Here is a 24,370-nt window from a genome sequence, read left to right as displayed (position 1 = left end):
AGGAAAGGCGAAATGACCAAGCCATATGACCAGCAAAAGCGGCTCCATTGGGAGCTGACCAACGTGGAACTGCGCGCCCAGGCGACGGCGGTGGGTCTGGTGCAGCTCTGCATCGAACTGCGCCGCGCCAACGTGCTGGGTGAGGCCGCGCTCGAGCGGATCAAGGACGCGATCGCGGACGAAGTCGCGGTGGCGGCGCCGCGCGTGACCGCCTCGCGGACCTACCGCAACGATGTGCGGAACCGGCTGGACCGGCTGTTCGCGGGCGATCAGGATGTCGGTTCGGCAGAGGCCTTGGCGTTCGGCGCGCAGCCCTAGGCCGCGGGAGCGGGCGCGAACGGCGACCGCGCTGAGCGACAAAGTCGGGCGCTGCGCATACGCGACTTGCGCACGGCTGGCTTTGCAATCATAGATCACAGATCGGCCTATCTGGTATTTCAGAGACGTGATCATGATAAAAAAGCGCGCGGTTGGGGATAGCGGGGTTTCGGTCACCGAACTCGGCTTCGGGTGTGGAACGTTCGGCAACCTCTACCGCGCGATCACCGACGCAACCGCGCGGGCGACGGTCGACCTCGCGGCCGAGGCCGGCATCGCCTTCTACGACACCGCCCCCTTCTATGGCTTCGGCCTGAGCGAGCGGCGGCTCGGCGATGCGCTGCGGGGGCGCGACGGGATGGTCGTGTCGAGCAAGGTCGGTCGCCTGCTCGTCGCCGACGGCGCGCTCGACACCGGCGCGATGCGCGACGGCTTCGCCTCGCCGATGCCGTTCCGGGCCGTTTATGATTACAGCCACGACGGCATCCTGCGCTCGCATGAAGCGAGCCTGCACCGGCTCGGGCTGGCGCGGGTCGATCTGCTGCTCGTCCATGATATCGGCCGCGCCAATCATGGTGACGCCAACGCGCGATACTGGGAGCAGCTTACCCAGGGCGGCGGTTTCCGCGCGCTCGAGCGGCTTCGCGACGAGGGGACGATCGCCGGCTTAGGTCTCGGCGTGAACGAGACGGCGGTGTGCCTCGATGCGTTGCGCGAAACGCGCCTCGACGTCGTGCTGCTCGCCGGGCGCTACACCTTGCTCGAACAGGACGCGCTCGACGCGTTCCTGCCGGCGTGCGTGGCGCAGCGCGTGTCGGTGCTGGTCGGCGGCCCGTACAACAGCGGCATCCTCGCGACCGGCACCAGGAGCGGTGGGGCGTTGCACTATAATTACGATCTCGCGCCGCCGGCGATCGTCGAGCGGGTGCGGCGGATCGAGGCGGTGGCCGAGGCGCATGATGTCCCGCTCGCGGCGGCGGCGTTGCAGTTTCCGCTGGCGCATCCGGCGGTGGCGTGTGTGCTGCCGGGCCTCGCCGGCGCGGAGCAGGTCGCGCGCACGCTGGACCTCTACCGCGCCGACATCCCGGCAGGGTTCTGGCGCGATCTGCGCGCGGCGGGGCTGCTGCGCGCCGATGCGCCCGCGCCGGACGCGGCGGCGGCATGACCGGCGCGCCCGCCCGCCCGCGCGTGCGCGTGACGCGCCGGCTGCCCGAAGCGGTCGAGGCGCGCCTCGCCGCCACGTATGACGTCGTCTTCAACGTCGAGGATCGTGCGCTCGACGCGGACGAGCTGCGGGCGGCGCTGACCGATTTCGACGCGGTCGTCCCGACGATCACCGATCGCCTCGACGCGGCGGTGATCGCGACCGAGGGGCGGCGCGCGCGGATGCTCGCGAATTACGGCGCGGGTGTCGATCATATCGATCTTGCCGCCGCGCGCGCGGCGGGGATCGCCGTCAGCAACACGCCCGGCGCGCTGACAGAGGCGACCGCAGAGCTCGCGATCCTGCTGATGTTGATGGCGGCGCGGCGGGCGGGGGAGGGGGAGCGCGAGGTGCGTGCCGGGACCTGGACCGGCTGGCGGCCGACGCACCTCGTCGGCCAATCGCTGGCCGGGCGCACGCTCGGGCTGATCGGCTTCGGGCGAATCGCGCAACGCACCGCCGCGCGCGCGCGTGGGCTCGGCATGGAGATCCGCTATTTCTCGCGCAGCGCCGCCGCGCCCGAGATCGAGGCGAGTCTCGCGGCGACGCGCGTCGCCTCGGCCGAGGCGCTGTTCGAGACGGCGGACGTCATCTCGCTGCACATTCCGGGCGGCGCCGACACCCACCATTTCGTCGGTGCCGCGCTGCTCGCCAGGGCGAAGCCGACCGCGATCCTCGTCAACACCGCGCGCGGATCGGTGATCGACGAGGCCGCGCTGGTCGCGGCGCTCGCCGACGGGCGGATCGCGGCGGTCGGGCTCGACGTCTATGAGCGTGAACCCGCGATCAGCCCGGGGCTGATCGACAGTCCGCGCGCGGTGCTGCTGCCGCATCTCGGCAGCGCGACGCTCGAGGCGCGCACGGCGATGGGGATGCAGGTGATCGACAATCTCGACGCCTTCTTCGGCGGCGGCCAAATGCCCGACCGTGTCGCCTGAATCGATCCTCGGCGACGCGATCGGCCGCAGGCTGGCGGGTGCGCGCGCGCGCCCGCTGGTGATCGGGGTGTGCGGCGCGCAGGGCAGCGGCAAATCGACCGTCGCGGCCGCGCTCGCGGTGCGGTTCTCGAATACAGTCGTCCTGTCGCTCGACGATCTTTACAAGACGCGGGCGGAGCGGGCGCGGCTGGCGCGGGATGTCCACCCGCTGTTCGCGACGCGCGGCGTGCCGGGCACGCATGACGTGGAGCTGGGCCTCGCGACCTTCGCCGCACTCGACGCTGGGGCAGCCACGCCGTTGCCGCGCTTCGACAAGGCGCGCGACGACCGTGTCGATCCGGCGGCGTGGCCGATCGCGCCGGCGCACCCGGCGCTGGTGATCTTCGAGGGCTGGTGCGTCGGCGCGCGGCCGCAGGACGCGGCGGCGCTGGCCGCACCGGTTAACGCACTGGAACGCGAGCGCGACCCCGACGGCCTGTGGCGGCGCCACGCCAATGCGGCGCTGGCGGGCGCGTACCAGCGGCTGTTCGCGCGGATCGACTGGCTGGCGATGCTGCGCGCGCCGAGCTGGGAACGGGTGCTGGGCTGGCGGATCGAACAGGAGCATGCGCTGCGGGCGACGGGCGCACACGGGGCGGGCGTGATGTCCGATGCCGAGGTGACGACGTTCGTCAGCCATTACGAGCGGCTGACGCGGCATATCCTCGCCGATATGCCCGGCTATGCCGATCTGGTTCTGCAACTCGACGAAACCCGCGCCTGTATCGACGTGCGCGGCGCCGGTGCGATGACGGATGGAGGAACGCGGTGAGGCACGTATTGGTCCTGGACCTTCAGGATGATCCCGAGGCGATCGCCGCCTACCGGCACTGGCATCGGCCCGGCGGGCCGCCGGCGGCGGTGACGCGGGCGATCCGCGCGGGCGGGGTGGCGGCGCTCGACATCTGGCAGGTCGGCGACCGGCTCGTCATGCTGATGGAAACCGCGCCCGATTTCGACCCCGTCGCCAACGCCGCGCGCGATGCCGCCGACCCGGAGGTTCAGGCATGGGAGGTGTTGATGGACCGCTTCCAGCGTCGGCTGCCGTTCGCGCGCGCCGGCGAGAAATGGGTCGCCGCCGAGCAGATCTACAGCCTCGACGACCAGCCGTGACGGTTCGGGGCGGTCACTCCATCCCGATGAGGCGTTGCAGCGCGAGCTGAAAATGCGCGACCAGCGCGGCCTCGGCGGCGTCGGCGTCGCGCGCGACGCAGGCGTTGAGGATTTCGAGATGCTCGCGCAGCGTGCGGATCGCGAGCGGCCGGGTGGTGAGCCAGTCGAGCCGCACCAGCGTCACGTAATTCTTGAGCCGCCGCGCCGTGTTCTCGATCAGCTCGTTGCGCAGCGCGGAGATGAGCGCGCCGTGCAGCCGATCCTCGAGCGCGTCGAGCGCCGCCTTTTCGTCCGGGCTCCAGGCCGGACTCTCCAGCCGCGCGAGCAATGCGTGATGGTCATCGACCAGCGCCTGAATCTCGTCGGCGTCGCCGCGTTCCGCCAGGATGCGTGCGCCGCCACGCTCGATGAGCGTGCGGAACTGATAGGTCGAGCGTGACAATTCGAGATCGGCGCGCACGAACCGGATGCAGGAGCGCGCGTGGATCGTCACCAATCCTTCGGTTTCGAGCCGGCGCAGCGCGTCGCGCAACGGCTGTGCGGTCATGCCGAGCAGCCTGATGAGATCGGCCTGCGACAGTTCCGCGCCGGACGGGATCGAGCGGTCGAACAGACCCCGCAGGATCGCGCCATAAGCCTTGTCGGCGAGGCTCGTGTCGTCGTCCCCGCCCGCCGGATCGGGCAGGCTTGCCCCCGGTGGTTCTCGCGTTGCCTTCCGCGTTGCTGCGCGCATTCGATAAATCCCGTGCGATACGCGCCGGCCGGTGGGCGAACAGCGCGTTGCTATATGGGTGGAACCTAGACCCGACAGGCAAGAAACACCAGCCAAAGCGGCGCGGGTGCGTCGCGCGTCCGCTTCCAGCACCGCGATCCTCGCGCGCGAATGCCCGGATCAACGATTTCACGGCACTCAGATCGACCTCCAGAATGGCTAGAAACAATCGCGCAACACGCGTTGACATATTTCAGAGTCCATATATTGATATATGCAATTAAAAATATTGGGAGGTAGAGGATGCGAACTGATCCACGGTTTTGCGCCGGCGTCGCGGTGACGGCTTTGGCCTTCGTCCTGGCGTCCACCGCACAGGCGCAATCGCCGGCGGGGGGTGGCGCAGGCGCGGCGCCGGGCGCCGAAGCGCAAGGGGCGCCCGACCCGGCCGCCGATGCCGCGGCGGACATCATCGTCTCGGGCATCCGCGCCAGCCAGCGGCAATCGATCGACATCAAGCGCAACGCGGTCAACTCGGTCGATGCGATCGCGAGCGAGGATCTTGGCAAGATGCCCGATCAGAACGTCGCGGAATCGCTCCAGCGCGTGCCCGGCATCACGATCGATCGCAATCGCGGCGTCGGCAACGGCGTCACGGTGCGCGGGCTGGGGCCGCAGTTCAACACGGTCACGGTCAACGGCCGCGTCATCGCCACCGACACCGCCGGGCGCGAGTTCAACTTCGACATCCTGCCGTCCGAACTGATCGCGGGCGCGAACGTGTTCAAGAGCCCGCAGGCCAACCTCAACGGCGCGAGCATCGGCGCGACCGTCGATATCCACACGCTGCGTCCGCTCGAGCAGCGCACCGGCTTCTATGGCGGCGGATCGTTGCGCGCGAACATCGACGAGCTCGGCAACAAGACGACTCCGTCGGGCGCGGCATATGTGACGTGGAAGAACGCGTCGGGCACCTTGGGCGTCTCGCTCGTCGGCTCGTATGACGAACGCAACGAGCGCACCGACAATTTCTCGGTCGGCGCGAGTTCGTACCCGCGCAGTTTCGACGACGGCTATTATGGTTCGGTGGGCGCCAGCGGCGGCGGCCTGTGCGTCGGCGCCGTCACCGCCGGCGGGTGCGCGCCGCGCATCGACACCAGCAAGGTGACGTTGTTCCGCAACGTCGACATGTACCACAACTTCATCAACCAGGTGGAATTCTCGCATCGCAAGCGGATCGGCGTCGATGGGACCGTCCAGTTCAAGCCGACCAGCAACCTGGTCCTCACCCTCGACGGCCTCTATTCACATGATGACGAGCATTATCACGGCTCGGGCATCGCCCCGGATTTCAGCGGCGGCACACTCGTCAATCAGGTCGTGTCGGGTGGCACGAACACGACCGAGATCGTCGGCGGGCAGAGCCGGACCGTCCATGTCGGCGGAACCGCCACGTCCGAGAGCTTCCGCGACGGCACGGTCGATGTCGTCGTGGAGGACCGGCCGGCCAAATCCACCACCTATCTGTTCGGCTTCAACACGAAATGGAACAGCGGGCCGTTCACGCTCGCGCTCGATCTCGATACCACCAAGGCGAAGTACGACAATGCGGCGGCGCTGTTCACCACGTCGCGGCTCAAGCACATCGATTACACCTATGACCGCAACACCGGGTCGCCGCTGGCGAGCTTCACCGTCAGCAACCCGAGCTATGCCAACGCCGCGACCGACGTGAACCACCGGCTCGCGCATTACATGGCCTCGGAAGGGCAGAACCTAGAGGACACGATCAACGAGGGGCATCTCGACGGCTCTTATGACGGCGGCGCGATCACCATCTATGGCGGGGTCGGCTATTCGTCGCGCACCAAGAACACGACCGGGTTCACCGAGCCGAACGCCTGCGCCTATTGCGGCAGCGACGTGTCCGTGCCGTCGAGCGTGTTCACGCCGACGACATACAATTTCTTCGATGGCGCGGCGGGCGGCAACACTTCCAACTGGGTCGATTACAACGCGGCCAATCTGTTCCAGACGATGATCGGGCTGAACAGCACCGCCGATCCGGCGCTGCACAGCGGCAATCTGCTGCCGATCGTTCGCGATCCCGCCGCCAGTTCCTCGGTGAAGGAGAAGGTCGCGCTCGGCTATCTGATGGCCGAGTTCAAGGGCGATCTCGGCAGCCTCCCGTTCGCGATCAACACGGGCGTGCGGATCGAGGATACCAATTTCAGTTCCTCGGGCGCGGGGCAGACGGTGCTGAGCGCCAAGCCCAACGGCACCGGCCAGAACGTGATCGTGCTGTCGGGGCTGACCCCGCTCAGCTTCAAGGGCCATTATACCGACATCCTGCCCTCGGTGAACGCGCGGCTCAACATCACGCCGACGCTGATCTTCCGCACCGCCGCGTCGCGCGTGATCTCGCGGCCGACGCTCACCGATCTCTCGCCGGCGCAGACGATCACGAGCAATCCGGGCAACGAGCGCATCTCGCGCGGCAACCCCAATCTTCAGCCGTTCCGCGCGTCGCAGGCCGAAGCCGGGCTCGAATGGTATTACAATCCCGATTCGCTGCTGTCGGCGACGTTCTTCTACAAGTCGATCGATTCGTTCATCACGCGCGGAGTCAGCACCCAGCCGGTCGACCAAGTCACGTTCATCATCGACCAACCGGTGAACGGCAAGGGCGCGACCGTGAAGGGCGTCGAACTCAGCTATCGCACCTTGTTCAAGTTCCTGCCCGGCATCCTCAGCGGGTTCGGCACGCAATTGAGCTATACCTACACCGACAGCAACGCGAGTTATACGAACGCGGCGAAAGCCTCGACGTCCTATTCGCTCGCCGGACTTTCGAAGAACTCCTTCACCGCCGTCGCCTTCTACGAGAAGGGGCCGATACAGCTCAGGGCCTCCTATACCCGGCGCGACGGCTATCTCGTCACCCCGCAGACCCAGACGGGTGTTCCCGAGTTCAGCGACAGCTACGATCAGCTCGATGCCGGGCTGCAGATCTCGCTGACCAAGAACGTCATCCTGACCGGCAATGCCACCAATCTCACCGATTCGAAGGAGTTCCACTACGCCAACGTGATCGAGAACACCCAGGAATACCGCCGGGTCGGGCGGCGGTACAATGCCGGCGTGCGCGTGAGATTCTGACGCGGGGGAAATCCGCCGGCGCGGCTTGCCTCCGCGCCCGCGTTGCGGCACAGACACTGATATATCAAAGAGGAAGTAAGAAATGTCTTCAATGCCGATCGTCGCGTATCGTCTCACGCGTCTCGCTTTCGAGCGCGACCGGACGATCGGTGACTCGCAGGTCCGCGCCACCACCGCGCAGCTCGTCGCGGTCGAGTTGATCGACACGAAGGGGAATGTCGGCCTCGGTTTCGCGCAGTCGCTGTTCACGTCGCTGCCCGACGCGGGGGAGATCGACCGCATCTTCGCGGCGGAAGCCTGGCCCGCGCTCGAAGGGCGCCATCCCGCGGCGCTCGCGCTGGCGGTCACGCGCGTGCGCGGCGGCAACGCGCGGCGGATGGGGCTGCCGTTCGAGGAATCGCTCCAGCACGCGATCTGGGATCTGTTCGCCAAACAGTCCGGGCTGCCGCTGTGGCGGATGCTCGGCGGGCAGCGCAGCGCGGTGGGCGTCTATGCGAGCGGGCTAGATTACCATCTGTCGGACCATGATTTCACCGAATTGTTCGGCAACGCCCGCGAGCGCGGTTTCCTCGGCTACAAGATCAAGGTCGGCCACCCCGATCTCGAACGCGATCTCCACCGGCTCGATCTGCTGCGCAAGGCGGTCGGCACCGATCGCCCGGTGATGATCGACGCGAACGAGGCGTGGACGGCGCAGGAGACGATCCAGGCGGTTCGGCTGTTCGAACGCGCCGGGCACAGCATCTATTGGCTGGAAGACCCGATCCCGCGCGACGATATCGACGGGCTCAAGATGCTGCGGCATCTCGGCATCAGCCGGATCAACGCGGGCGAATATCTCGACCTCACCGGCAAGCGCAAACTGATCGAGGCGCGCGCCTGCGACATGCTCAACGTTCACGGGCAAGTGTCGGACGTGATGCGCGCCGGCTGGCTCGCCAACGAGGCGAACGTCGAGGTGACGCTCGGCAACACGTTCCTCGAACTCGGGGTCAACATGGCGCTGGCGCTGCCGGGGGTGCGGTGGCTCGAATACAGCTTCCAGAATTTCGACCATCTCGTCGACGAACCCTATGCGATGGCCGACGGCCTGATCCACGGCCGCGAGGCGCCGGGGCATGGCCTCGTGCTGTCCGATGCGGCGCGCGCAAACGGCGGCGCGCTCCCGCATGTGACGAGCGCGGCGGCGTGACCGCACAGGCCGGGATCGAGGCGGAACCGCTCGCGGTTCCCGTCGGCGGGGGCGGCAAGTGGCGGCTGATCGTCAGCCTGGGCGTGGTCTTCTTCGTGCTGCTCACGCTGTATGCATCTATTCTCGGCGTGCTGCTGCCCAACCAGATCGAGAACCTCGATCCCGCCGGCAAGATGGCGACGCTCGGCGTGGTCTATGCGATCACGTCGGTGTTCAGCACCATCACCACGCCGGTATCGGGCGCGCTGTCCGATCGGACGCGATCACGGTTCGGCAGGCGGACGCCGTGGATCGTGCTCGGCGGCGTGATCGGGGGCGTGGCGACGATCCTGATCCCGTTCGGCGGCGGCATCGTCGGCGTCACCGCCTTGTGGCTGGTCGCCACGGTCAGCCTCAATTCGATGCAGCCGTCGATCACGACGATCGTCGCCGATCGTTTCCGCCCCAACGAGCGCGGCATGGTATCGGGCGTGGTCGGCGCGAGCATGACGGCGGGCGTGTCGGCGGGCACGATCTTCGGCGGGCTGCTCGCGGCGCACCTGTTCGTCGCCTATGCGATCGTCGGCGGCGGCATCATCCTCGCCTGCCTCGCCTTCGTGGCGCTCAATCCCGAGCCGCCGCTGCCCGCGACGCTCAGCGCGCCAGCGCCGTTCCGGATCGCGACGTTCCTGCGCGGGTTCTGGATCGATCCGCGCGCCAATCCCGATTTCGCCTGGGCGCTGCTCGGGCGTTTCTCGATCTACATGGGCTATCAGGCGATCCTGACCTATCTGCTCTACATCCTCGAAGGGCATATCGGCCTGACCCAGAGCGCCGCCAATCTGACGATCGCGCGCATGTCCTCGGTGACGTTCGTCGCGCTGGTCGTGTCGGGGTTGCTGTCCGGCTGGCTGTCGGACCGGCTGGGGCGGCTCAAGCCTTTGGTGTTCATCGCCGGGCTCGTGATGGCGCTGGCGGAGATCGCGCCGCTGCTCTCGCCCGATCTGCGCGGGATGTTCCTCTATGCCGGGCTGATCGGGATTGGCTACGGTGCGTTCATGTCGGTCGATCTCGCCTTGATGACTCATGTCCTTCCGCCAACCACGCCTGGGGAAGATTCGACCGGCAAGGATCTCGGCATCCTGACGACGGCGATCAACGTGCCGCAGATCCTCAGCCCGGTGATGGCGGCGGCTTTGCTGCACGCGACCGGCAACAATTACCCGCTGCTGTTCGTCGTCTCGGCCCTGTTCGTGGTGGTCGGCGCCTGTCTCGTCCTGCCGATCCGGTCGGTGCGATGATGCGGCTGATCGACGCTCACCAGCATTTCTGGTCGCTCGCGACCGTTGGCCATGAATGGCCGACCGCCGCCGAGGCCGACATCCACCGCGACTTCGGCCCCGACGATCTGGTGATGGCGGCGGCCGGCCTGCCGCTCACCGGCAGCGTGCTCGTCCAGTCGCAGCCGACCGACACGGATACCGACTGGATGCTGGCGCTGGCGGAGCGCACCCCGCTGGTCCAGGCGGTGGTCGGCTGGGTCGATCTGGCGCACGCGCAAGCGCCCGAGCGCATCCTCGCGCTGGCCGAGCGGCCCAAGCTGCGCGGGCTGCGGCCGATGCTGCAATCGATCGCCGACACCGACTGGCTGTTACAGGACGCGCTCGTCCCCGCGCTGGAGGCGATGCGGACGGCGGGACTGCGGCTCGACGCGCTGGTGCAGCCGCGCCACTTGCCGATGCTCGCACGTTTCGCGGAGCGTTGGCCCGACCTTCCGATCGTGATCGACCATGCCGCCAAGCCCTATGCCGCCACCGCGACGCTCGATCCGTGGCGAGACGACATCGCGGCGCTGGCGAGCCTCGGCTTGCACTGCAAAATGTCCGGGCTGCGGACCGAGCAGGCGCCTGGCCAGCCGGCCGAAGACCTCATGCCCTATGTCGAGCATCTCGTGCGCGCGTTTGGCGCACGGCTGATGTGGGGCAGCGACTGGCCGGTGCTGCTGCTCTCGGGCGACGCCTATCGGCACTGGCACGACGATGCGCTGCGTCTCGCGGCGCGCGCCGGGGCCGATCTTGAGCGGCTGTTCGCGGGCGCCGCGATCGATTTCTATGCTTTGGAGACTGCGGATGCGGCATAATCGGTTTCTGCTCGTCGCTTCGCTGACGATCGCCGCCGCGCCCGTCGCGGCGCAGGTCCAGCCTTCGGCCGACATCCCGACCTACGTGCCGCCCGTGGCCAGCAAGGAGCATACGGCGGGCGCCATCCACATCTCGCGCCGTCCCGATCCGGTGCCGGTCATCGTGTCGGTGTCGCCGCAGGGGTCGGACGAGGGCGACGGCAGCGCGGCGCACCCCTTCGCCACCTTCGCGCGCGCGCAGGCGGCGGTGCGCCGCTTCAACGCCGACCATGACGTGACGGTGCGGGTGGCGGACGGTGTCTATCGCCTCACCGCGCCGTTGCGCTTCACCGCCGCCGATGGTGGGCAGGGGGGCTATACGGTGCGCTGGGAGGCGGCGCCGGGCGCGCATCCGATCCTCTCGGGCGGTACCCCCGTCACCGGCTGGACACTCGCGGACGCCAGGCGCGGCATCTGGGTGGCGGACATCCCGCGCGGGATCGATCCGCGCCAATTGTGGGTGGGCGGGCACATGGCCCCGCGTGCGGCGGTGCGCGCGCCGCGCAGCGCATTCCGCTTCGACAAGACCGGCATCGAGATCACCGACCCGAAGTGGCGTTCGCTGGCGAACCTGCCCGACCAGAGCCGGATCGAGGTCGAGGCGACCGGCTGGTTCACCGATCGTCACGCGATGGTCGAGCGGATCGAGGGCGACCGCATCGTGATGCAGCAGCCGGGCTGGCGCAACAATCTGGTCGGCTATGATACGTTCGCGCGGTCGGTCTGGGGCGACAATGCCGGGCTGTTCTTCGTCAATGCGCTGAGCTTCCTGCGCGAGTCCGGGCAATATTATGCCGATCCGACCGCCGGAAAACTCTACTACAAGCCGGCGACGGGTGAGGACATGAAGCGGCTGGAGGTGGTGCTGCCGCGCCTCGAACTGCTGCTGTCGATCGCCGGCAGCTATGACGAGACGATCAAGGATCTCCAGTTTCGCGGCCTGAGCTTCCGCCACACGAGCTGGCTGCTGCCCTCGGGGCCGGAGGGCTATGCGAGCCAGCAGAGCGGTTCGTTCCTGGCGGGCGACTGGGCCGGTTATCCCGACGATCCGATCCGCGATTGTTCGTGGGGATGCTGGCCGTTCGAGGCGATGCGCAACCGCTGGCGCCAGCAGCCGGCGGCGGTGCAGGTCGCGGCGGCGACGCGGATCGTGTTCGATCACGACGAGTTCACCCAGCTCGGCCAGATCGCGCTCGGCATCGGCAACAACCCGGATGCCAACGACAGCGGCATCGGCCTGGGTACCAGCGCGATCGACGTGCGCCGCTCGCGCTTCACCGATCTCGCCGGCGGGGCGATCATGGTGGGCGGCGTGCGGCCCGACGCGCATCATCCCTCGCGCCCCGAGATGAGCGTGCGCGACATCCTCATCAGCAACAATCTGGTGCGCACCGTCTCCCAGCATTACCGCGAGCAGGCGGCGATCCTCGTCACCTATGCGAGCGGGGCGGTGGTGTGGCACAACGACGTCTCGGGCGCGCCCTATGACGGGATCGACATCGGCTGGGGCTGGGGCGCGAACGATCCGGGCGGGAGTGCGGCGTATCTCACGGCAAACCGCGGCTATTACAACCAGCCCGGCAATCTGATGTACGACACGCCGACGACGCTGCGCGACAGCGTCGTGGTCGGCAACCGCGTGCATGACGTGAAGCAATGGTTCCCCGATGGCGGCGCGATCTACCATCTCTCTGCCGATCCCGGCGCGCTGATCGCGGAGAATTACATCTATGATGTGAAGGACGGCATCGCGATGTATCTGGACGAGGGCTCGCGCTACGTCACGCTGCGCAACAACGTGATCGGCAATGTCGGCGTGTGGCTCAACATGAACTCGCAGCTCGACATCGCCCCGCGCCGCACCGCGATGGACAACACCGCGATCGGCAACTGGCACGATTCCGGGCGGCGTACCGGCGCGTGGACCCCCTATGTCAACAACCGCGACATCGACAATCTCGCGGTCGCGCCGGGTGCCTGGCCGGATGCGGCGAAGGACGTGATCGCGCGCGCGGGTATCGAACCCGAAAAACCCTGAGCGCATCGCCCAGACATTGCTGAAGGAAGGTCAATCCATGCCACGTCTCGCTGGAAAGCGCATACTCGTCACCGGAGCCGCGCAGGGGATCGGCCGCGCCATCGCGGAACTGTTCGTGGACGAGGGAGCGTCGGTGATCGCGCTCGACCTCAAGGCCGAGGCGCTGGCGACGCTGGCCGGCTGCGACACGCGCGTCGCCGATCTGCTCGATCCGGCGGCGGTCGCGGCGGCGGGGGAGGCGGCGGGTACGCTCGATGCGCTGGTCAATTGCGCGGGCTATGTCGATGCCGGCGATCTGCTCAGCGTCACCGAACGCGGCCTCGATCTGTCGTTCGATCTCAACGTCCGCGCGACGATCCGCATGACGCAGGCGGTGCTGCCGGCGATGCTGGCGGCGGGGCGCGGCGCGATCGTCAACATCGCCTCGGTCGCCGGCGCGATGATCGGCGTGCCCAACCGGCTCGCCTATTGCGCTTCGAAGGGCGCGGTGGTCGGGCTGACCCGCTCGATCGCGCTCGACTATGTCGGCCAGGGCATCCGCTGCAACGCGATCTGCCCGGGCACGGTGCAGTCGCCCTCGCTCGACGAGCGGCTCGCCGCGACGGGGGACGCCGAAGCGGCGCGTGCCGCCTTCATCGCGCGCCAGCCGATGGGACGGATCGGCACCGCTGAGGAGATCGCGCAGCTCGCGCTGTATCTCGCCAGCGACGAGAGCGGGTATATCACCGGCAGCGCGATCGCGATCGACGGCGGCTGGACGATGGCGTGAGTGCGCTCGCATGACCATCATCGCGGCGATAGACGATTTCCGCGAAGCCGCGCGGCGGCGGTTGCCGCGCTTCCTGTTCGACTATGCCGATGGCGGCGCGGGTGCCGAGCATACGATGCGCCGCAACGTCGCCGATCTCGCCGGCATCGCGCTGCGCCAGCGCGTGTTGCAGGATGTGGCGAACATCGACCTGTCCGCCGAATGGTTCGGCCACCGCCTGCCGCTGCCGGTCGCGCTCGGGCCGATCGGGATCGGCGGCATGTTCCGCCGGCGTGGCGAGGTGCAGGCGGCGCGGGCGGCGGCGCGGCACGGCATACCCTTCACGCTTTCCACCGTCGCGATCTGCCCGCTCGCCGAACTGCGCGCGGGCGCGCCCGACGTGAACCTGTGGTTCCAGCTCTACGTCGTGCGCGATCGCGGCTTCATGCGCGATCTGATCGCGGTCGCCAAGGCGCAGGGCGCGACCACGCTCGTCTTCACCGTCGACATGCCGACGCCGGGCATCCGCCACCGTGATCTCCATTCGGGCATGTCGGGCGCGAACGGGCCGATGCGACGGATCGCGCAGACCTTCGGCAAGCCCGGCTGGGCGTGGGACGTCGGCCTGCGCGGGCGGCCGCACCAGCTCGGCAATCTCGTGCCGGTGCTGGGCGAGGACAGCGGCATGAACGATTACATCGGCTGGCTCGCCGCCAATTTCGATCCCGGCATCCGCTGGAAGGATCTCGACTGGCTGCGCGATGCTTGGGACGGCCCGCTCGTCATCAAGGGCATCCTCGATCCCGACGATGCGCGCGACGCGGCGGCGTACGGCGCGCAGGGGCTGGTCGTGTCCAACCACGGCGGGCGGCAGCTCGACGGCGTGCTGTCGACCGCGCGCGCGCTGCCGGCGATCGCCGACGCGGTGGGCGACCGGATGACGATCCTCGCCGATGGCGGTATCCGCTCGGGGCTCGACGTGGTTCGCATGCTCGCGCTCGGCGCGCGCGGCGTGTTGCTCGGCCGCGCCTGGCTATGGGCGCTCGCCGCCCAGGGCGAAGCGGGGGTCGACCGCATGCTGTCGATGCTCGAAAAGGAAATGCGCGTGGTCATGACGCTGGCCGGCTGCAACCGCGCCGACGCGCTCGACCGCACGATCCTCGCCGATTACCCCTCCGATCCGATCAGAAGGACTATGATATGAAACTTTGCCGATTTGGCCCGGCCGGCGCCGAGCAGCCGGGTGTCGTCGATGCCGACGGCCGCATCCGCGACCTTTCGGGCGTGGTCGCCGACATCGACGCCACGGTCCTGTCCGCCGAGGGCCTCGCGCGGCTGCGCGCGGTGGAGATCGAGACGCTGCCGCTCGCCGCCGAGGGCGCGCGCTACGGGGTGCCGGTCACCGGCACGCGCAAGTTCATCGCGATCGGGCTGAATTATGCCGATCACGCCGCCGAATCGAACCTGCCGATCCCGTCCGAACCGGTGGTGTTCAACAAATGGGTGAACTGTCTTCAGGGGCCGAACGACCCCATCACCATCCCGCGCGATTCGACCAAGACCGATTGGGAGGTCGAACTCGGCGTCGTCATCGGCACCGCCGCGCATGATATCGACGAGGCCGAGGCGCTCGCGCATGTCGCCGGCTATTGCGTCGTCAACGACGTGTCCGAGCGGGAATGGCAGACCGAGCGCGGCCCGACCTGGGACAAGGGCAAGGGCTTTCCGACCTTCGGCCCGGTCGGCCCGTGGCTGGTGACGAGCGACGAAGTGGGCGATCCGCAGGCGCTCGGGCTCTGGCTCGAGGTGAATGGCGAGCGTCTCCAGAACGGCACCACGGCGACGATGATCTTCACGGTCGCGCAGATCGTCGCCTATTGCTCGCGCTTCATGACGCTGGAGCCGGGCGACATCATCACCACCGGCACCCCGCCGGGCGTGGGGCTGGGGCAGAAGCCGGAGCCCTGGTATCTGAAGGCGGGTGACACGATCCGCCTCGGGATCGACGGCCTCGGCGAGCAGCGCCAGACCTGCGTCGCGGCGGCGCCACGGCGCTGACGGAGGCGTGCGGGTGCCCGTCCGACGGGTGCTCGCGCGATTCCCCGGTCTTAGCGTTCGCCGATTCGGTACTTCTCCAGACAACATTCTTGATGCCAATCAAGCCTTCCACCGCGTTCGGCGCACGTCTCACCCATTACAAATTGCCAAGCCCGGAGGTCTGAGCTTCGTTCTCGCACCCCAACCTTCGCGTAGAGGTGCGTATATGCTTTCAATGCCTTCGAAGACTTCAGCCGCCGCCATGATCCTGCTCGGGTCGGTCGGCCTCGGCGGTTGCGCCACCAAGGGTTATGTGAACAGCCAGATCGCCACCGTCAATTCGCGGATCGACGGCATCGACGGGCGGCTTCATACCGTCGAAGGCACCGCTGGCCAGGCACTCACGCAGGCGCAGGCGGCCGCTGGCCAGGCACAGCAGAACGGTCAGCGGATCGACCAGCTCCAGGGCCGCGTCGACGGGCTCGACCAGCAGATCCAGCAACAGCAGCAGCGGCGCCAGCGCAGGCCGCGCGGCTGATCGCGGTAAGCCATTAATTACAGTTGCATTCGCGAACGGCTCTGTTGAACAAGGCTATCATGTTCACAGGGTCGTTTCGTATCGTTCGCCGCATGGGCTTGCTTCCTGCGGTGCTGCTCGGAATGTCGGTGTCGCCGGTCCTGGCGGCACCGACCACTCCACACAAACCCGCGCCCGCGGTGAAAAAGGCTCCCGCCAAGGGCAAGGCCCCGGCAAAGGGCGCTGTCGCCAGGGGCAAGGCCAAGCCTTCGGCCGCGGCGAAGCGCAAGGCCACCGCCAAGGCCGGCGAATCGCGGCCGGCGCCGACGATCACCCCTTCCGATTCGGTCGGCCGCGTGCTCGGCTGGATCGCGGCGGAACATGACAATGGTTCGCTCCCCTATATCGTGATCGACAAGCAGGCGGCGATGCTGTTCCTGTTCCGGGCGAACGGCGAGGTGATCGGGCAGACGCCGGTGCTGCTCGGCATGGGCGTGGGCGACGATTCCTCGCCCGGCGTCGGTGCCAAGAACCTGTCCCAGATCGGCCCGGCCGAACGGACCACGCCGGCGGGCCGCTTCGTCGCCAAGTTCGGCAAGGCGTTCGGCCATACGCAGGTGCTGTGGGTCGATTATGCCAATTCGGTCGCGCTCCACGCGGTCATCACCACCAACAAGAAGGAGCACCGCGTCGCGCGGCTGCTCTCGCCCACGCCCGACGACAACCGCATCAGCTTCGGCTGCATCAACGTCGGCACGAGCTTCTACACCAAGCACGTACGCCCGCTGTTCCAGAAGGCCGGCGGCGTCGTCTATATCCTGCCCGACACCAAGCCGCTCGACGATGTCTTCCCCCGCGTCCGGCTGCTGCCCTATCTGAGTGGCGAGCGGACCGAATAGGCCGCGACGTGGCCGCGCAACCGCCTTCGGGAACTGACAGCCCGGCCATGCCCGATCGGCGTATCGACGCGTGAGCATCCCGCGATCACCGCTGCGCGTCGTGACGGCGACGGTGCTGGCGGCGCTGTTCGTCTATGCGCTGGTGTCGCTGCCGGGGTTCGGGGCGCGTTGGGGCTGGTCCGCGGGCGGGGTGTTGCTGTTCGGGGCTTGGGCCGGCGCGGCGGCGGCGGGGGTGCGCGCGCTCACGCGGCGGCCGGGGCCGGCGAGCCTGATCGGCATGGCGCTCGTCATCGCCGCCCTGCGGTTCGGGTCCGCGACCCTCGCCGATGGGCGCATCTCGCCGGGCGATCCGCACGCCTATGTCGAACTCGCGCGCAACCTCGTGCTGCACGGCGATTTCGGCGTCTATGAAAGCTATCTGAACCTCTATTGCCGCGCTTTCTACCCGCCGCTCTATCCGTTGCTGCTGGCCGGATGGGGCGCGGTGCTGGGCTTCTCGACCGGCTCGCTGCTGGCGTTCGGCACGCTGATCGACGGCGCGGCGGCGATGCTGATCGCACTGCTCGGCGCGCGGCTCGGCAGCGGCGCGGCCGGGTGCCGCGCGGCGTGGCTGTATCTGATCTGGCCCTCCGTCGTCCTCTCCGCGCCGCTCGCCGCCAAGGAAGGCTTTTGCGCGCTGCTGGTGCTCGCGATTGCGCTGGCGTGGCTGGGGCAGGGGAAAGGCTGGCGCGCGGCGATTGTGCTCGGCGGCCTCGCGGGGTTGCTCGCGCTGACGCAGCCAGGGCAGGCGCCGCTCGCCGCGCTGATCGGGCTGATGCTCGCGCGGCGGATCGGCATCAGGAGCGTGATCCGGCGCGGGCTGATGGCGCTGCCGGTGGCGGTGCTGGTGATGCTGCCGTGGTGGGCGCGCAACTGGCTGGTGTTCGGGATGTTCGTGCCGCTGACCAGCGCGGGGGGCTTGAGCCTGTGGGTCGGCAACAATGCGCAGGCGACCGGCAACTGGATCGAATATCCGCCCGGCTTGCGCGACCTGCCCGAGATCATCGTCGGCAAGCGCGCCGCCGCGCTGGCGGTCGACTGGATCAGGAGCGATCCGGCGGGCTTCGTGCGCCTCACGCTCACCAAATTCGTGCGCGCCTGCGGGGTGAGCATCTTCGGCGTGGTACGGCTGGAGGCGATGAGCCCGACGATCGGGCGCACGCTCGCGGCGGTGCTCTGGCCGGTCTCACATCTGAGCCACGCCGCGCTGCTCGCGCTCGCCGCGTGGCGCGCCGGATCGCGCGCGGTGCCGGGCGCCTTGCTGCTGCTGATCGCCGCATGCGCGCTCCAGCTCGCGCTGTTCGGCGTGTGGTTCGAATTCGGCGAACGCCACCGCGATTTCGTGACGCCGTTCCTGCTTCTGCTGCTGTGCTGGCCGATCGGGCAGACGGCGGTTGGAAAAGCCGCGTCCACGCCCTAGCTTGGGCCGGTGAGCAGAGCCGACGTCACCGCCAGACTCGCCGACGGTGTTGCGTCGGTGCCCGCCGCCGATTGGGATGCGTGCGCGGGCGAGGACAATCCCTTCCTCAGCCACGCCTTCCTGTCGATCCTCGAGGACTCGGGCAGCGCGACCGCGCGCACCGGCTGGCAGCCGGTGCCGGTGCTGGTCGAAGGCGGTGACGGCACGCCGGTCGCGATCGCACCCGCTTACGCGAAGAGCCACAGCCAGGGCGAATATGTCTTCGATCACGCCTGGGCCGATGCCTATGGCCGCGCCGGCGGCGACTATTACCCCAAGCTCCAGATCGCGGTGCCGTTCACGCCCGCGCCGGGGCCGCGGCTGTTGCTGCGCGACGCGGCCCACGCGCCCGCGCTGATCGCCGCGCTCGAAGCCGTCACCGATCAGCACGGCCTCTCCTCCGCGCACGCGACCTTCGTCGCCCCCGATCAGGTGCCGCTGTTCGAGGCGGCGGGCTGGCTGATCCGCGAGGGCACGCAGTTCCACTGGCGTAACGAGGGTTACGCCTGCTTCGACGACTTTCTGGGCGCGCTTTCCAGCCGCAAGCGCAAGGCGATCCGCAAGGAGCGCGCCGGCGCGCTCGAAGGCGGCATCACCGTCCGCCATCTGACCGGGGGCGACCTCACCGAAGCGGCATGGGATGCGTTCTGGACCTTCTATCAGGACACCGGCTCGCGCAAATGGGGGCGGCCCTATCTCACCCGCCGCTTCTTCTCGCTGCTGGGTGAGCGGATGGGCGACAAGGTGCTGCTGATGCTCGCGGAGCGCGGCGGCCGGCCGATCGCGGGCGCGCTCAACCTGATCGGCGCGGACACGCTGTACGGGCGGTATTGGGGCTGTACCGAGGAGGTGCCGTTCCTCCACTTCGAACTCTGCTATTATCAGGCGATCGACGCGGCCATCGCGCTCGGCAAGACCGTGGTCGAGGCGGGCGCGCAGGGCGAGCACAAGCTCGCGCGCGGCTATGCGCCGGTGCCGACCTGGTCGGCGCATTACATCCCCGACCCCAATTTCCGTCGCGCCGTCGCCGATTTCCTGGTGCGCGAACGGGCGGCGGTGGAGAGCGATCAGGAGTCTCTGGCGGAGCTTACGCCGTTTCGGAAGGCGTGACGCTCCGCCTCGCCACCTCCGATCCGTTCGTGCCGAGCGAAGTCGAGGCACGCGCCGGGAGCGCGGTGCCCGTGGCACGCACTTCGACAAGCTCAGTGCGAACGGCGTATCGTGGCGCCGTCAAAACCGCTCGTGCGGAGCGTGGAGGCCGAAAGGGCTGGTCGGGTGATGTCGGCCCGGCGCATCGCCCCCGTTCGTGCCGAGCGTAGTCGAAGCACGCGCCCCGAAGCGCCGCGCTGTTTGGCATGCACTTCGACCGCGCCCAGTGCGAACGGTGTATTGTGGCGCCGTCAAACCGCTCGTGCCGGGTGTGAGGCCGAAAGGGCTGGCCGGGTGATGTCAGCTTAGCGCACTCCCCCGTTCGTGCCGAGCGAAGTCGAGGCACTTGCTCTCTCGTCCGTCCCTCGACTTCGCTCGGGACGAACGGTGTCTACGCCTCGATTCCCATTTGCCACAGCACGAAGGCATGTTCCTCCGCTGCCTCGCGCAAGCTCTCGAACCGGCCCGATTTGCCGCCGTGTCCGGCGCCCATGTTGGTCTTGAGGAACAGGATATTGTCGTCGGTCTTAGTGGCGCGCAGCTTGGCGGCCCATTTGGCCGGTTCCCAATAGGTCACGCGCGGATCGTTGAGGCCGCCCGAGATGAACAACGGCGGATAGGCGTGCGCGCCGACTTGGTCGTAGGGCGAATAGCTGCGGATCAGCTCGAACGCGGCCTTGTCCTCGATCGGGTTGCCCCATTCGGGCCATTCTCCGGGCGTCAGTGGCAGGTCGGCGTCGAGCATCGTGTTGAGCACATCGACGAACGGCACGTCGGCGATCACCGCGCCCCACAATTCGGGATCGGAATTGACCACCGCGCCCATCAGCTCGCCGCCCGCCGAGCGGCCGGCGATCGCGATCTTGCCAGCGCTGGTCCAGCCTTGCGCGATCAAGCCCTTCGCGACATCGACGAAATCGTTGAACGTGTTGGTGCGCTTTTCGAGCTTGCCGTCGTGATACCATTGCTGGCCGAGATCGTCGCCGCCGCGAATGTGGGCGATCGCATACGCGAAGCCGCGATCGAGCAGTGACAGCCGCCCGGTTGAGAAGCCGGGCGGGATCGCGTGGCCATAGGCGCCATAGGAATACAGATAGAGCGGCGCCGAGCCGTCCTTCACGAAGTCCTTGGGATAGACGATCGACACCGGCACCTCGGTGCCGTCGCGCGCGGTGATCTTGAGCCGTTCGGTGCGGTATTTGCCCGCGTCATAGCCCGAGGGGATTTCCTGCACCTTGAGCACGGTCATCTCGCCGGTCGCGACGTCGTAATCATAGACGGTGCCCGGCGTGACCATCGATTCATAGCCAAGCCGCAGCACGTCCATCGCATATTCGGGATTGTCGCCGAGACCGGCGTCATAGCTCGCCTCGGGGAAGACGATGCGCTGCGGGGCGATGGTCGGATCGTAGCGGTGGATTTCGACCTGATCGAGCCCGTCCTCGCGGCCATCGACGATGAAGAAATCGCGGAAGCACGACACGCCGGTCATGTAGAAATGCGCGGAGGGGGCGATCCGCTCCTGCCAGTCGCCGGGCGCGTCGATCGCGGCGGTGCAGAGCCGCCACATTGGATCGGCATCGTTGGTGTGGATGAACAGCGTGCCGTCATGCTCATCGACATCATATTCGCGCCCCGGTTGCCGCGCCGAGACGAGCAGCGGCTTGGCGAGCGGATCATGCGCGGGGAGCAGATAGACTTCGCTCGTCACATGATCGCCGGTCGCGATGATGATCCAGTTGCGCGCGCTCGTCTCCGAAATGCCGACGCGGTAGCCTTCGTCGGCCTCGCGGAACAGTTCGATATCGTCGGCGGGATCGGTGCCGAGCCAATGCAGCCGGGCGTTGTCGGTGCGCCATTGCTCGTTGGCGAGGCCGTAGAGGAAGCCTTTGTCGTCGGCGGTCCACACGATCTCGGACAGCGTGCCGGGGATCACGTCGGGCAGATGCTCGCCGGTTTCGAGGTTCTTGACGCGCAGCTCGAACCGCTCCGAACCGGTGTCGTCGATCGCGTAGGCGAGCAGCTTGCCGTCGTTGCTCACCGACAGCGTGCCGAGCCGGAAATATTCCTTGCCCTGCGCCAGCGCCGGCTCATCAAGGATGAGCTGGTCGTCCCCGCCCGCGACGGGCTTGCGCCACCATTTGCGATATTCGCCGCCGGTCTCGAACGCGGTCCAGTACAGCCAGTCGCCATCCTTCTGCGGCACCGAGGATTCGTCCTCCTTGATGCGCGCCTTCATCTCTTCGTAGAGCCGGTCGACCAGCGGGCGGTGCGGCGCCATCATGCTCTCGAAATAGGCGTTTTCCGCCTCGAGATAGGCGAGCACGTCCGGATCGGTGACGTCGGGATAGCCCGCGTCCTTGAGCCACGCATAGGGGTCTTCGATGGTGATGCCGTGCGTCGTGAAGCTGTGCGGGCGGCGCGCCGCGATCGGCGGCTTGGGTGTCTCGGTCATGCGCGCAGACCTAGGGTGCGGGCGGGCCGGCGGCAATGGCCCCCACGGGAAGCGGGCGAAAGCCCTCGCGTCGCCGTGCGCCCGCGCATACACTATGCGTTTCCGCACGCCATCCGCAGGACCGCTTCATGTCGACCTATTCCGCCCGCCTCGCCGCCCTTCGCGACCAGCTTGCCCGCGACCGGCTCGACGGCTTCGTCGTGCCGCTCACCGACGAGCACATGAGCGAATATGTCGGTGACTATGCGCAGCGGCTCGCCTGGCTGACCGGTTTCCAGGGTTCGGCGGGGACGGCGGTGGTGCTGCCGCAGGAGGCGGCGATCTTCACCGACGGGCGCTACACGCTGCAGGTGCGCGAACAGGTCTCTGCGGAGGACTGGCAGTTCGTGGGCGTGCCGGCGACCAGCGTCGCCGAATGGCTTGGCACGCATGCCGCCGAGGGCGGGCGGATCGGCTATGACCCGTGGCTGCACACCAGCGCCTGGGTCGCCGAGGCGCGCCGCGCGCTCGCCGAGCGTGGCGCGACACTGGTGCCGGTCGATACCAACCCGGTCGATGCGGTCTGGCCCGATCGCCCCGCGCCCTCCGACGCGCGGCTGGTCGTGCAGGACGACGCGGTCGCCGGGGCATCCTCGGCGGAGAAGCGCGCGGCGATCGCCGACTGGCTCGCCGAGCGCAAGGCCGACGCGGTGGTGCTGAGCGCGCTCGATTCGATCGCCTGGGCGCTCAACGTGCGCGGCCGCGATGTCGAGCATACCCCCGTCGCGCTCGCGTATGCGATCATCGATGCCGATGGCACCGCCGAGCTGTTCGTCGCCCCCGAGAAGATCGACGATGCGGTGCGCCAGCATCTCGGCAACGCGGTGCGGCTGCGCGACCGCGCCGATTTCGCGGGTGCGCTCGCCGGCTTCGCGGGCCGGCGCGTCGCCGCCGATCCCGAACGCGCGGTCGCGGCGATCTTCGATTCGCTCGAAGCGGGCGGGGCGACCGTTCTGCCCCTCCGCGACCCCGCCGTGCTGGCGAAGGCGATCAAGAACCCCGCCGAGATCGCCGGCCACCGCGCCGCCTCCGCGCGCGACGGCGCGGCGCTCGCGCGCTTCCTGCGCTGGGCCGAGACGGCATTGCCGGCCGGCGGCGAGACCGAACTCTCGGCCGCCGCCAAGCTACAGGCGTTCCGCGAGGCCACCGGCGTGTGGCTCGACAGTTCGTTCGACACGATCTCGGCGACCGGCGCGCACGGCGCCAGCCCGCATTACAAGGTGACCGAAGACTCGAACGCACCGATCGAGCCGGGCCAGCTCTACCTTGTCGATTCGGGGGGCCAGTATCGCGACGGCACCACCGACGTGACTCGGGTGATCCCGGTCGGCACGCCCACCGAGGAGATGCGCGACCGCTTCACCCGCGTACTGAAAGGCCATATCGCGCTCGCCACCGCGATCTTCCCGCCGGGCACCACCGGCGGCCAGCTCGACGGCTTCGCGCGCCGCCCGCTGTGGGAGGCGGGGCTCGACTACGCGCATGGCACCGGCCACGGCGTCGGCGCCTATCTGTCGGTGCATGAGGGGCCGCAACGGATCGCGCAGCCTTTCTATCCCGGCGGCGGCCCGTCCGAGCCGCTGCGCGCGGGCATGATCCTCTCCAACGAGCCCGGCTATTACAAAGCGGGCGAATACGGCATCCGCATCGAGAACCTGATCCTGGTCGAGCCGCGTGAGATCGCCGGGGGCGAGCAGGCGATGCTCGGCTTCGAGACGCTCACCTTCGTGCCCATCGAGCGCGCTTTGATCGTCGCCGAAATGCTCAGCCCGGCCGAGCGGGCGTGGCTCGACGCGTATCACGCGCGGGTGCTCGCGGTGCTCGCGCCGCAGATGGACGAGGCGGAGCGGGCGTGGCTGGCCGCGAAATGCGCGCCTATCGGCTAGGCACGTCTTCGCGCGGCGCGGGCGCGGCCGATTCGCCGCCCCGCGCGCGCGCCTTGCGGCGGCGCAGATTCTCGCGCAGCGCCGCCGCGAGCCGCTCTTCGCGCGTTTCCTTGCTCTCACTCATCGCATCAGCCTTGACAACGTCGTCCGCCTCGTCTCTTACGCCCGCTCCGCGATAACCGGAAATGCTGCCGTAGCTCAGTGGTAGAGCGCATCCTTGGTAAGGCTGAGGTCGTGAGTTCAATCCTCACCGGCAGCACCATTTCTTGAT

General features: G+C 68.2%; 21 protein-coding genes and 1 tRNA gene. 19 read left to right on the top strand and 3 right to left on the bottom strand.

The window, feature by feature from the left end; genetic code table 11:
* Positions 1-12 precede the first annotated feature (12 nt).
* The 5 genes from PX554_RS03345 (at position 13) to PX554_RS03325 (ending at position 3,612) form a co-directional block, all read left to right on the top strand.
* The gene (locus PX554_RS03345; protein WP_093223393.1) at positions 13-318 is read left to right on the top strand and encodes a hypothetical protein; all 306 of its coding nucleotides are present in this window, start codon (positions 13-15) and stop codon (positions 316-318) included.
* 133 nt (positions 319-451) lie between these two features.
* Positions 452-1,483, top strand: coding sequence for an aldo/keto reductase (locus PX554_RS03340; protein ID WP_275498914.1), 1,032 nt, complete (start codon positions 452-454; stop codon positions 1,481-1,483).
* Positions 1,480-2,460: a 2-hydroxyacid dehydrogenase gene (locus PX554_RS03335; protein WP_275498912.1), complete on the top strand. Its 981-nt coding sequence runs from the start codon at positions 1,480-1,482 to the stop codon at positions 2,458-2,460. The genes PX554_RS03340 and PX554_RS03335 overlap by 4 nt, the downstream gene beginning before the upstream one ends.
* Positions 2,450-3,271, top strand: coding sequence for a kinase (locus PX554_RS03330; protein WP_275498911.1), 822 nt, complete (start codon positions 2,450-2,452; stop codon positions 3,269-3,271). Before PX554_RS03335 ends, PX554_RS03330 begins: the two co-directional genes overlap by 11 nt.
* The gene (locus PX554_RS03325) at positions 3,268-3,612 is read left to right on the top strand and encodes an L-rhamnose mutarotase (RefSeq protein ID WP_275498909.1); all 345 of its coding nucleotides are present in this window, start codon (positions 3,268-3,270) and stop codon (positions 3,610-3,612) included. The genes PX554_RS03330 and PX554_RS03325 overlap by 4 nt, the downstream gene beginning before the upstream one ends.
* A gap of 13 nt (positions 3,613-3,625) precedes the next feature.
* On the opposite strand, the gene PX554_RS03320 is transcribed toward PX554_RS03325, so the two are convergent.
* Positions 3,626-4,345, bottom strand: a complete 720-nt coding sequence (locus PX554_RS03320) for a GntR family transcriptional regulator (protein WP_093223399.1) — start codon at positions 4,343-4,345, stop codon at positions 3,626-3,628.
* Positions 4,346-4,627: 282 nt separating this feature from the next.
* Between PX554_RS03320 and PX554_RS03315 the strand changes: the two genes are divergently transcribed.
* The 12 genes from PX554_RS03315 (at position 4,628) to PX554_RS03260 (ending at position 19,680) form a co-directional block, all read left to right on the top strand.
* Positions 4,628-7,483, top strand: a complete 2,856-nt coding sequence (locus tag PX554_RS03315) for a TonB-dependent receptor (RefSeq protein WP_275498906.1) — start codon at positions 4,628-4,630, stop codon at positions 7,481-7,483.
* Positions 7,484-7,565: 82 nt separating this feature from the next.
* Entirely contained in the window at positions 7,566-8,675 is a 1,110-nt protein-coding gene (locus tag PX554_RS03310) for a mandelate racemase/muconate lactonizing enzyme family protein (protein ID WP_275498904.1), read from the top strand.
* Complete coding sequence (locus PX554_RS03305; RefSeq protein WP_275498902.1) at positions 8,672-9,955, top strand: MFS transporter; 1,284 nt, start codon at positions 8,672-8,674, stop codon at positions 9,953-9,955. The genes PX554_RS03310 and PX554_RS03305 overlap by 4 nt, the downstream gene beginning before the upstream one ends.
* Entirely contained in the window at positions 9,952-10,794 is an 843-nt protein-coding gene (locus tag PX554_RS03300) for an amidohydrolase family protein (RefSeq protein ID WP_275498900.1), read from the top strand. Before PX554_RS03305 ends, PX554_RS03300 begins: the two co-directional genes overlap by 4 nt.
* Positions 10,784-12,871: a right-handed parallel beta-helix repeat-containing protein gene (locus tag PX554_RS03295; RefSeq protein ID WP_275498898.1), complete on the top strand. Its 2,088-nt coding sequence runs from the start codon at positions 10,784-10,786 to the stop codon at positions 12,869-12,871. The genes PX554_RS03300 and PX554_RS03295 overlap by 11 nt, the downstream gene beginning before the upstream one ends.
* Before the next feature lie 37 nt (positions 12,872-12,908).
* Entirely contained in the window at positions 12,909-13,640 is a 732-nt protein-coding gene (locus PX554_RS03290; RefSeq protein ID WP_275498896.1) for an SDR family oxidoreductase, read from the top strand.
* Between the two features lie 10 nt (positions 13,641-13,650).
* On the top strand, positions 13,651-14,823 hold the full coding sequence (gene lldD, locus PX554_RS03285) for an FMN-dependent L-lactate dehydrogenase LldD (RefSeq protein WP_275498894.1): 1,173 nt from the start codon (positions 13,651-13,653) through the stop codon (positions 14,821-14,823).
* Entirely contained in the window at positions 14,820-15,677 is an 858-nt protein-coding gene (locus PX554_RS03280) for a fumarylacetoacetate hydrolase family protein (protein ID WP_275498892.1), read from the top strand. Before lldD ends, PX554_RS03280 begins: the two co-directional genes overlap by 4 nt.
* Positions 15,678-15,882: 205 nt before the next feature.
* A complete protein-coding gene (locus PX554_RS03275) occupies positions 15,883-16,194 on the top strand; it encodes a hypothetical protein (RefSeq protein ID WP_275498890.1) in 312 nt (103 codons plus the stop codon).
* Between the two features lie 92 nt (positions 16,195-16,286).
* Positions 16,287-17,072, top strand: coding sequence for a hypothetical protein (locus PX554_RS03270; RefSeq protein WP_275498888.1), 786 nt, complete (start codon positions 16,287-16,289; stop codon positions 17,070-17,072).
* A 70-nt stretch (positions 17,073-17,142) separates the two neighbouring features.
* Positions 17,143-18,531, top strand: a complete 1,389-nt coding sequence (locus PX554_RS03265) for a glycosyltransferase (protein WP_275498886.1) — start codon at positions 17,143-17,145, stop codon at positions 18,529-18,531.
* A gap of 9 nt (positions 18,532-18,540) precedes the next feature.
* Positions 18,541-19,680: a GNAT family N-acetyltransferase gene (locus PX554_RS03260; RefSeq protein ID WP_275498885.1), complete on the top strand. Its 1,140-nt coding sequence runs from the start codon at positions 18,541-18,543 to the stop codon at positions 19,678-19,680.
* Between the two features lie 430 nt (positions 19,681-20,110).
* On the opposite strand, the gene PX554_RS03255 is transcribed toward PX554_RS03260, so the two are convergent.
* Positions 20,111-22,174: a S9 family peptidase gene (locus tag PX554_RS03255; RefSeq protein WP_275498883.1), complete on the bottom strand. Its 2,064-nt coding sequence runs from the start codon at positions 22,172-22,174 to the stop codon at positions 20,111-20,113.
* A 128-nt stretch (positions 22,175-22,302) separates the two neighbouring features.
* On the opposite strand from PX554_RS03255, the gene PX554_RS03250 reads away from it, so the two are divergent.
* The gene (locus PX554_RS03250) at positions 22,303-24,099 is read left to right on the top strand and encodes an aminopeptidase P family protein (RefSeq protein WP_275498881.1); all 1,797 of its coding nucleotides are present in this window, start codon (positions 22,303-22,305) and stop codon (positions 24,097-24,099) included.
* Here PX554_RS03250 and PX554_RS03245 read toward each other — a convergent pair.
* On the bottom strand, positions 24,089-24,223 hold the full coding sequence (locus tag PX554_RS03245) for a hypothetical protein (protein WP_256326167.1): 135 nt from the start codon (positions 24,221-24,223) through the stop codon (positions 24,089-24,091). The genes PX554_RS03250 and PX554_RS03245 overlap by 11 nt on opposite strands.
* Before the next feature lie 63 nt (positions 24,224-24,286).
* Here PX554_RS03245 and PX554_RS03240 point away from each other — a divergent pair.
* Positions 24,287-24,361: transfer RNA gene (locus PX554_RS03240), tRNA-Thr, on the top strand.
* Positions 24,362-24,370 lie beyond the last annotated feature (9 nt).

It is taken from the genome of Sphingomonas pollutisoli (genome assembly GCF_029167165.1).
In the GTDB taxonomy this organism is placed as follows: Bacteria; Pseudomonadota; Alphaproteobacteria; order Sphingomonadales; family Sphingomonadaceae; genus Sphingomonas; species Sphingomonas pollutisoli.
The sequence above is the reverse complement of the archived record's forward strand: the minus strand, read 5'-3'. Positions and strand labels throughout refer to the sequence as shown.

Coding starts and splice junctions, on each gene's coding strand:
- PX554_RS03245 (WP_256326167.1), bottom strand. CDS start 24,223: ATGAGTGAGAGCAAGGAAACGCGCGAAGAGCGGCTCGCGGCGGCGCTG.
- PX554_RS03320 (WP_093223399.1), bottom strand. CDS start 4,345: ATGCGCGCAGCAACGCGGAAGGCAACGCGAGAACCACCGGGGGCAAGC.
- lldD (WP_275498894.1), top strand. CDS start 13,651: ATGACCATCATCGCGGCGATAGACGATTTCCGCGAAGCCGCGCGGCGG.
- PX554_RS03255 (WP_275498883.1), bottom strand. CDS start 22,174: ATGACCGAGACACCCAAGCCGCCGATCGCGGCGCGCCGCCCGCACAGC.
- PX554_RS03280 (WP_275498892.1), top strand. CDS start 14,820: ATGAAACTTTGCCGATTTGGCCCGGCCGGCGCCGAGCAGCCGGGTGTC.
- PX554_RS03335 (WP_275498912.1), top strand. CDS start 1,480: ATGACCGGCGCGCCCGCCCGCCCGCGCGTGCGCGTGACGCGCCGGCTG.
- PX554_RS03270 (WP_275498888.1), top strand. CDS start 16,287: ATGGGCTTGCTTCCTGCGGTGCTGCTCGGAATGTCGGTGTCGCCGGTC.
- PX554_RS03295 (WP_275498898.1), top strand. CDS start 10,784: ATGCGGCATAATCGGTTTCTGCTCGTCGCTTCGCTGACGATCGCCGCC.
- PX554_RS03250 (WP_275498881.1), top strand. CDS start 22,303: ATGTCGACCTATTCCGCCCGCCTCGCCGCCCTTCGCGACCAGCTTGCC.
- PX554_RS03310 (WP_275498904.1), top strand. CDS start 7,566: ATGTCTTCAATGCCGATCGTCGCGTATCGTCTCACGCGTCTCGCTTTC.
- PX554_RS03275 (WP_275498890.1), top strand. CDS start 15,883: ATGCTTTCAATGCCTTCGAAGACTTCAGCCGCCGCCATGATCCTGCTC.
- PX554_RS03315 (WP_275498906.1), top strand. CDS start 4,628: ATGCGAACTGATCCACGGTTTTGCGCCGGCGTCGCGGTGACGGCTTTG.
- PX554_RS03290 (WP_275498896.1), top strand. CDS start 12,909: ATGCCACGTCTCGCTGGAAAGCGCATACTCGTCACCGGAGCCGCGCAG.
- PX554_RS03345 (WP_093223393.1), top strand. CDS start 13: ATGACCAAGCCATATGACCAGCAAAAGCGGCTCCATTGGGAGCTGACC.
- PX554_RS03340 (WP_275498914.1), top strand. CDS start 452: ATGATAAAAAAGCGCGCGGTTGGGGATAGCGGGGTTTCGGTCACCGAA.
- PX554_RS03300 (WP_275498900.1), top strand. CDS start 9,952: ATGATGCGGCTGATCGACGCTCACCAGCATTTCTGGTCGCTCGCGACC.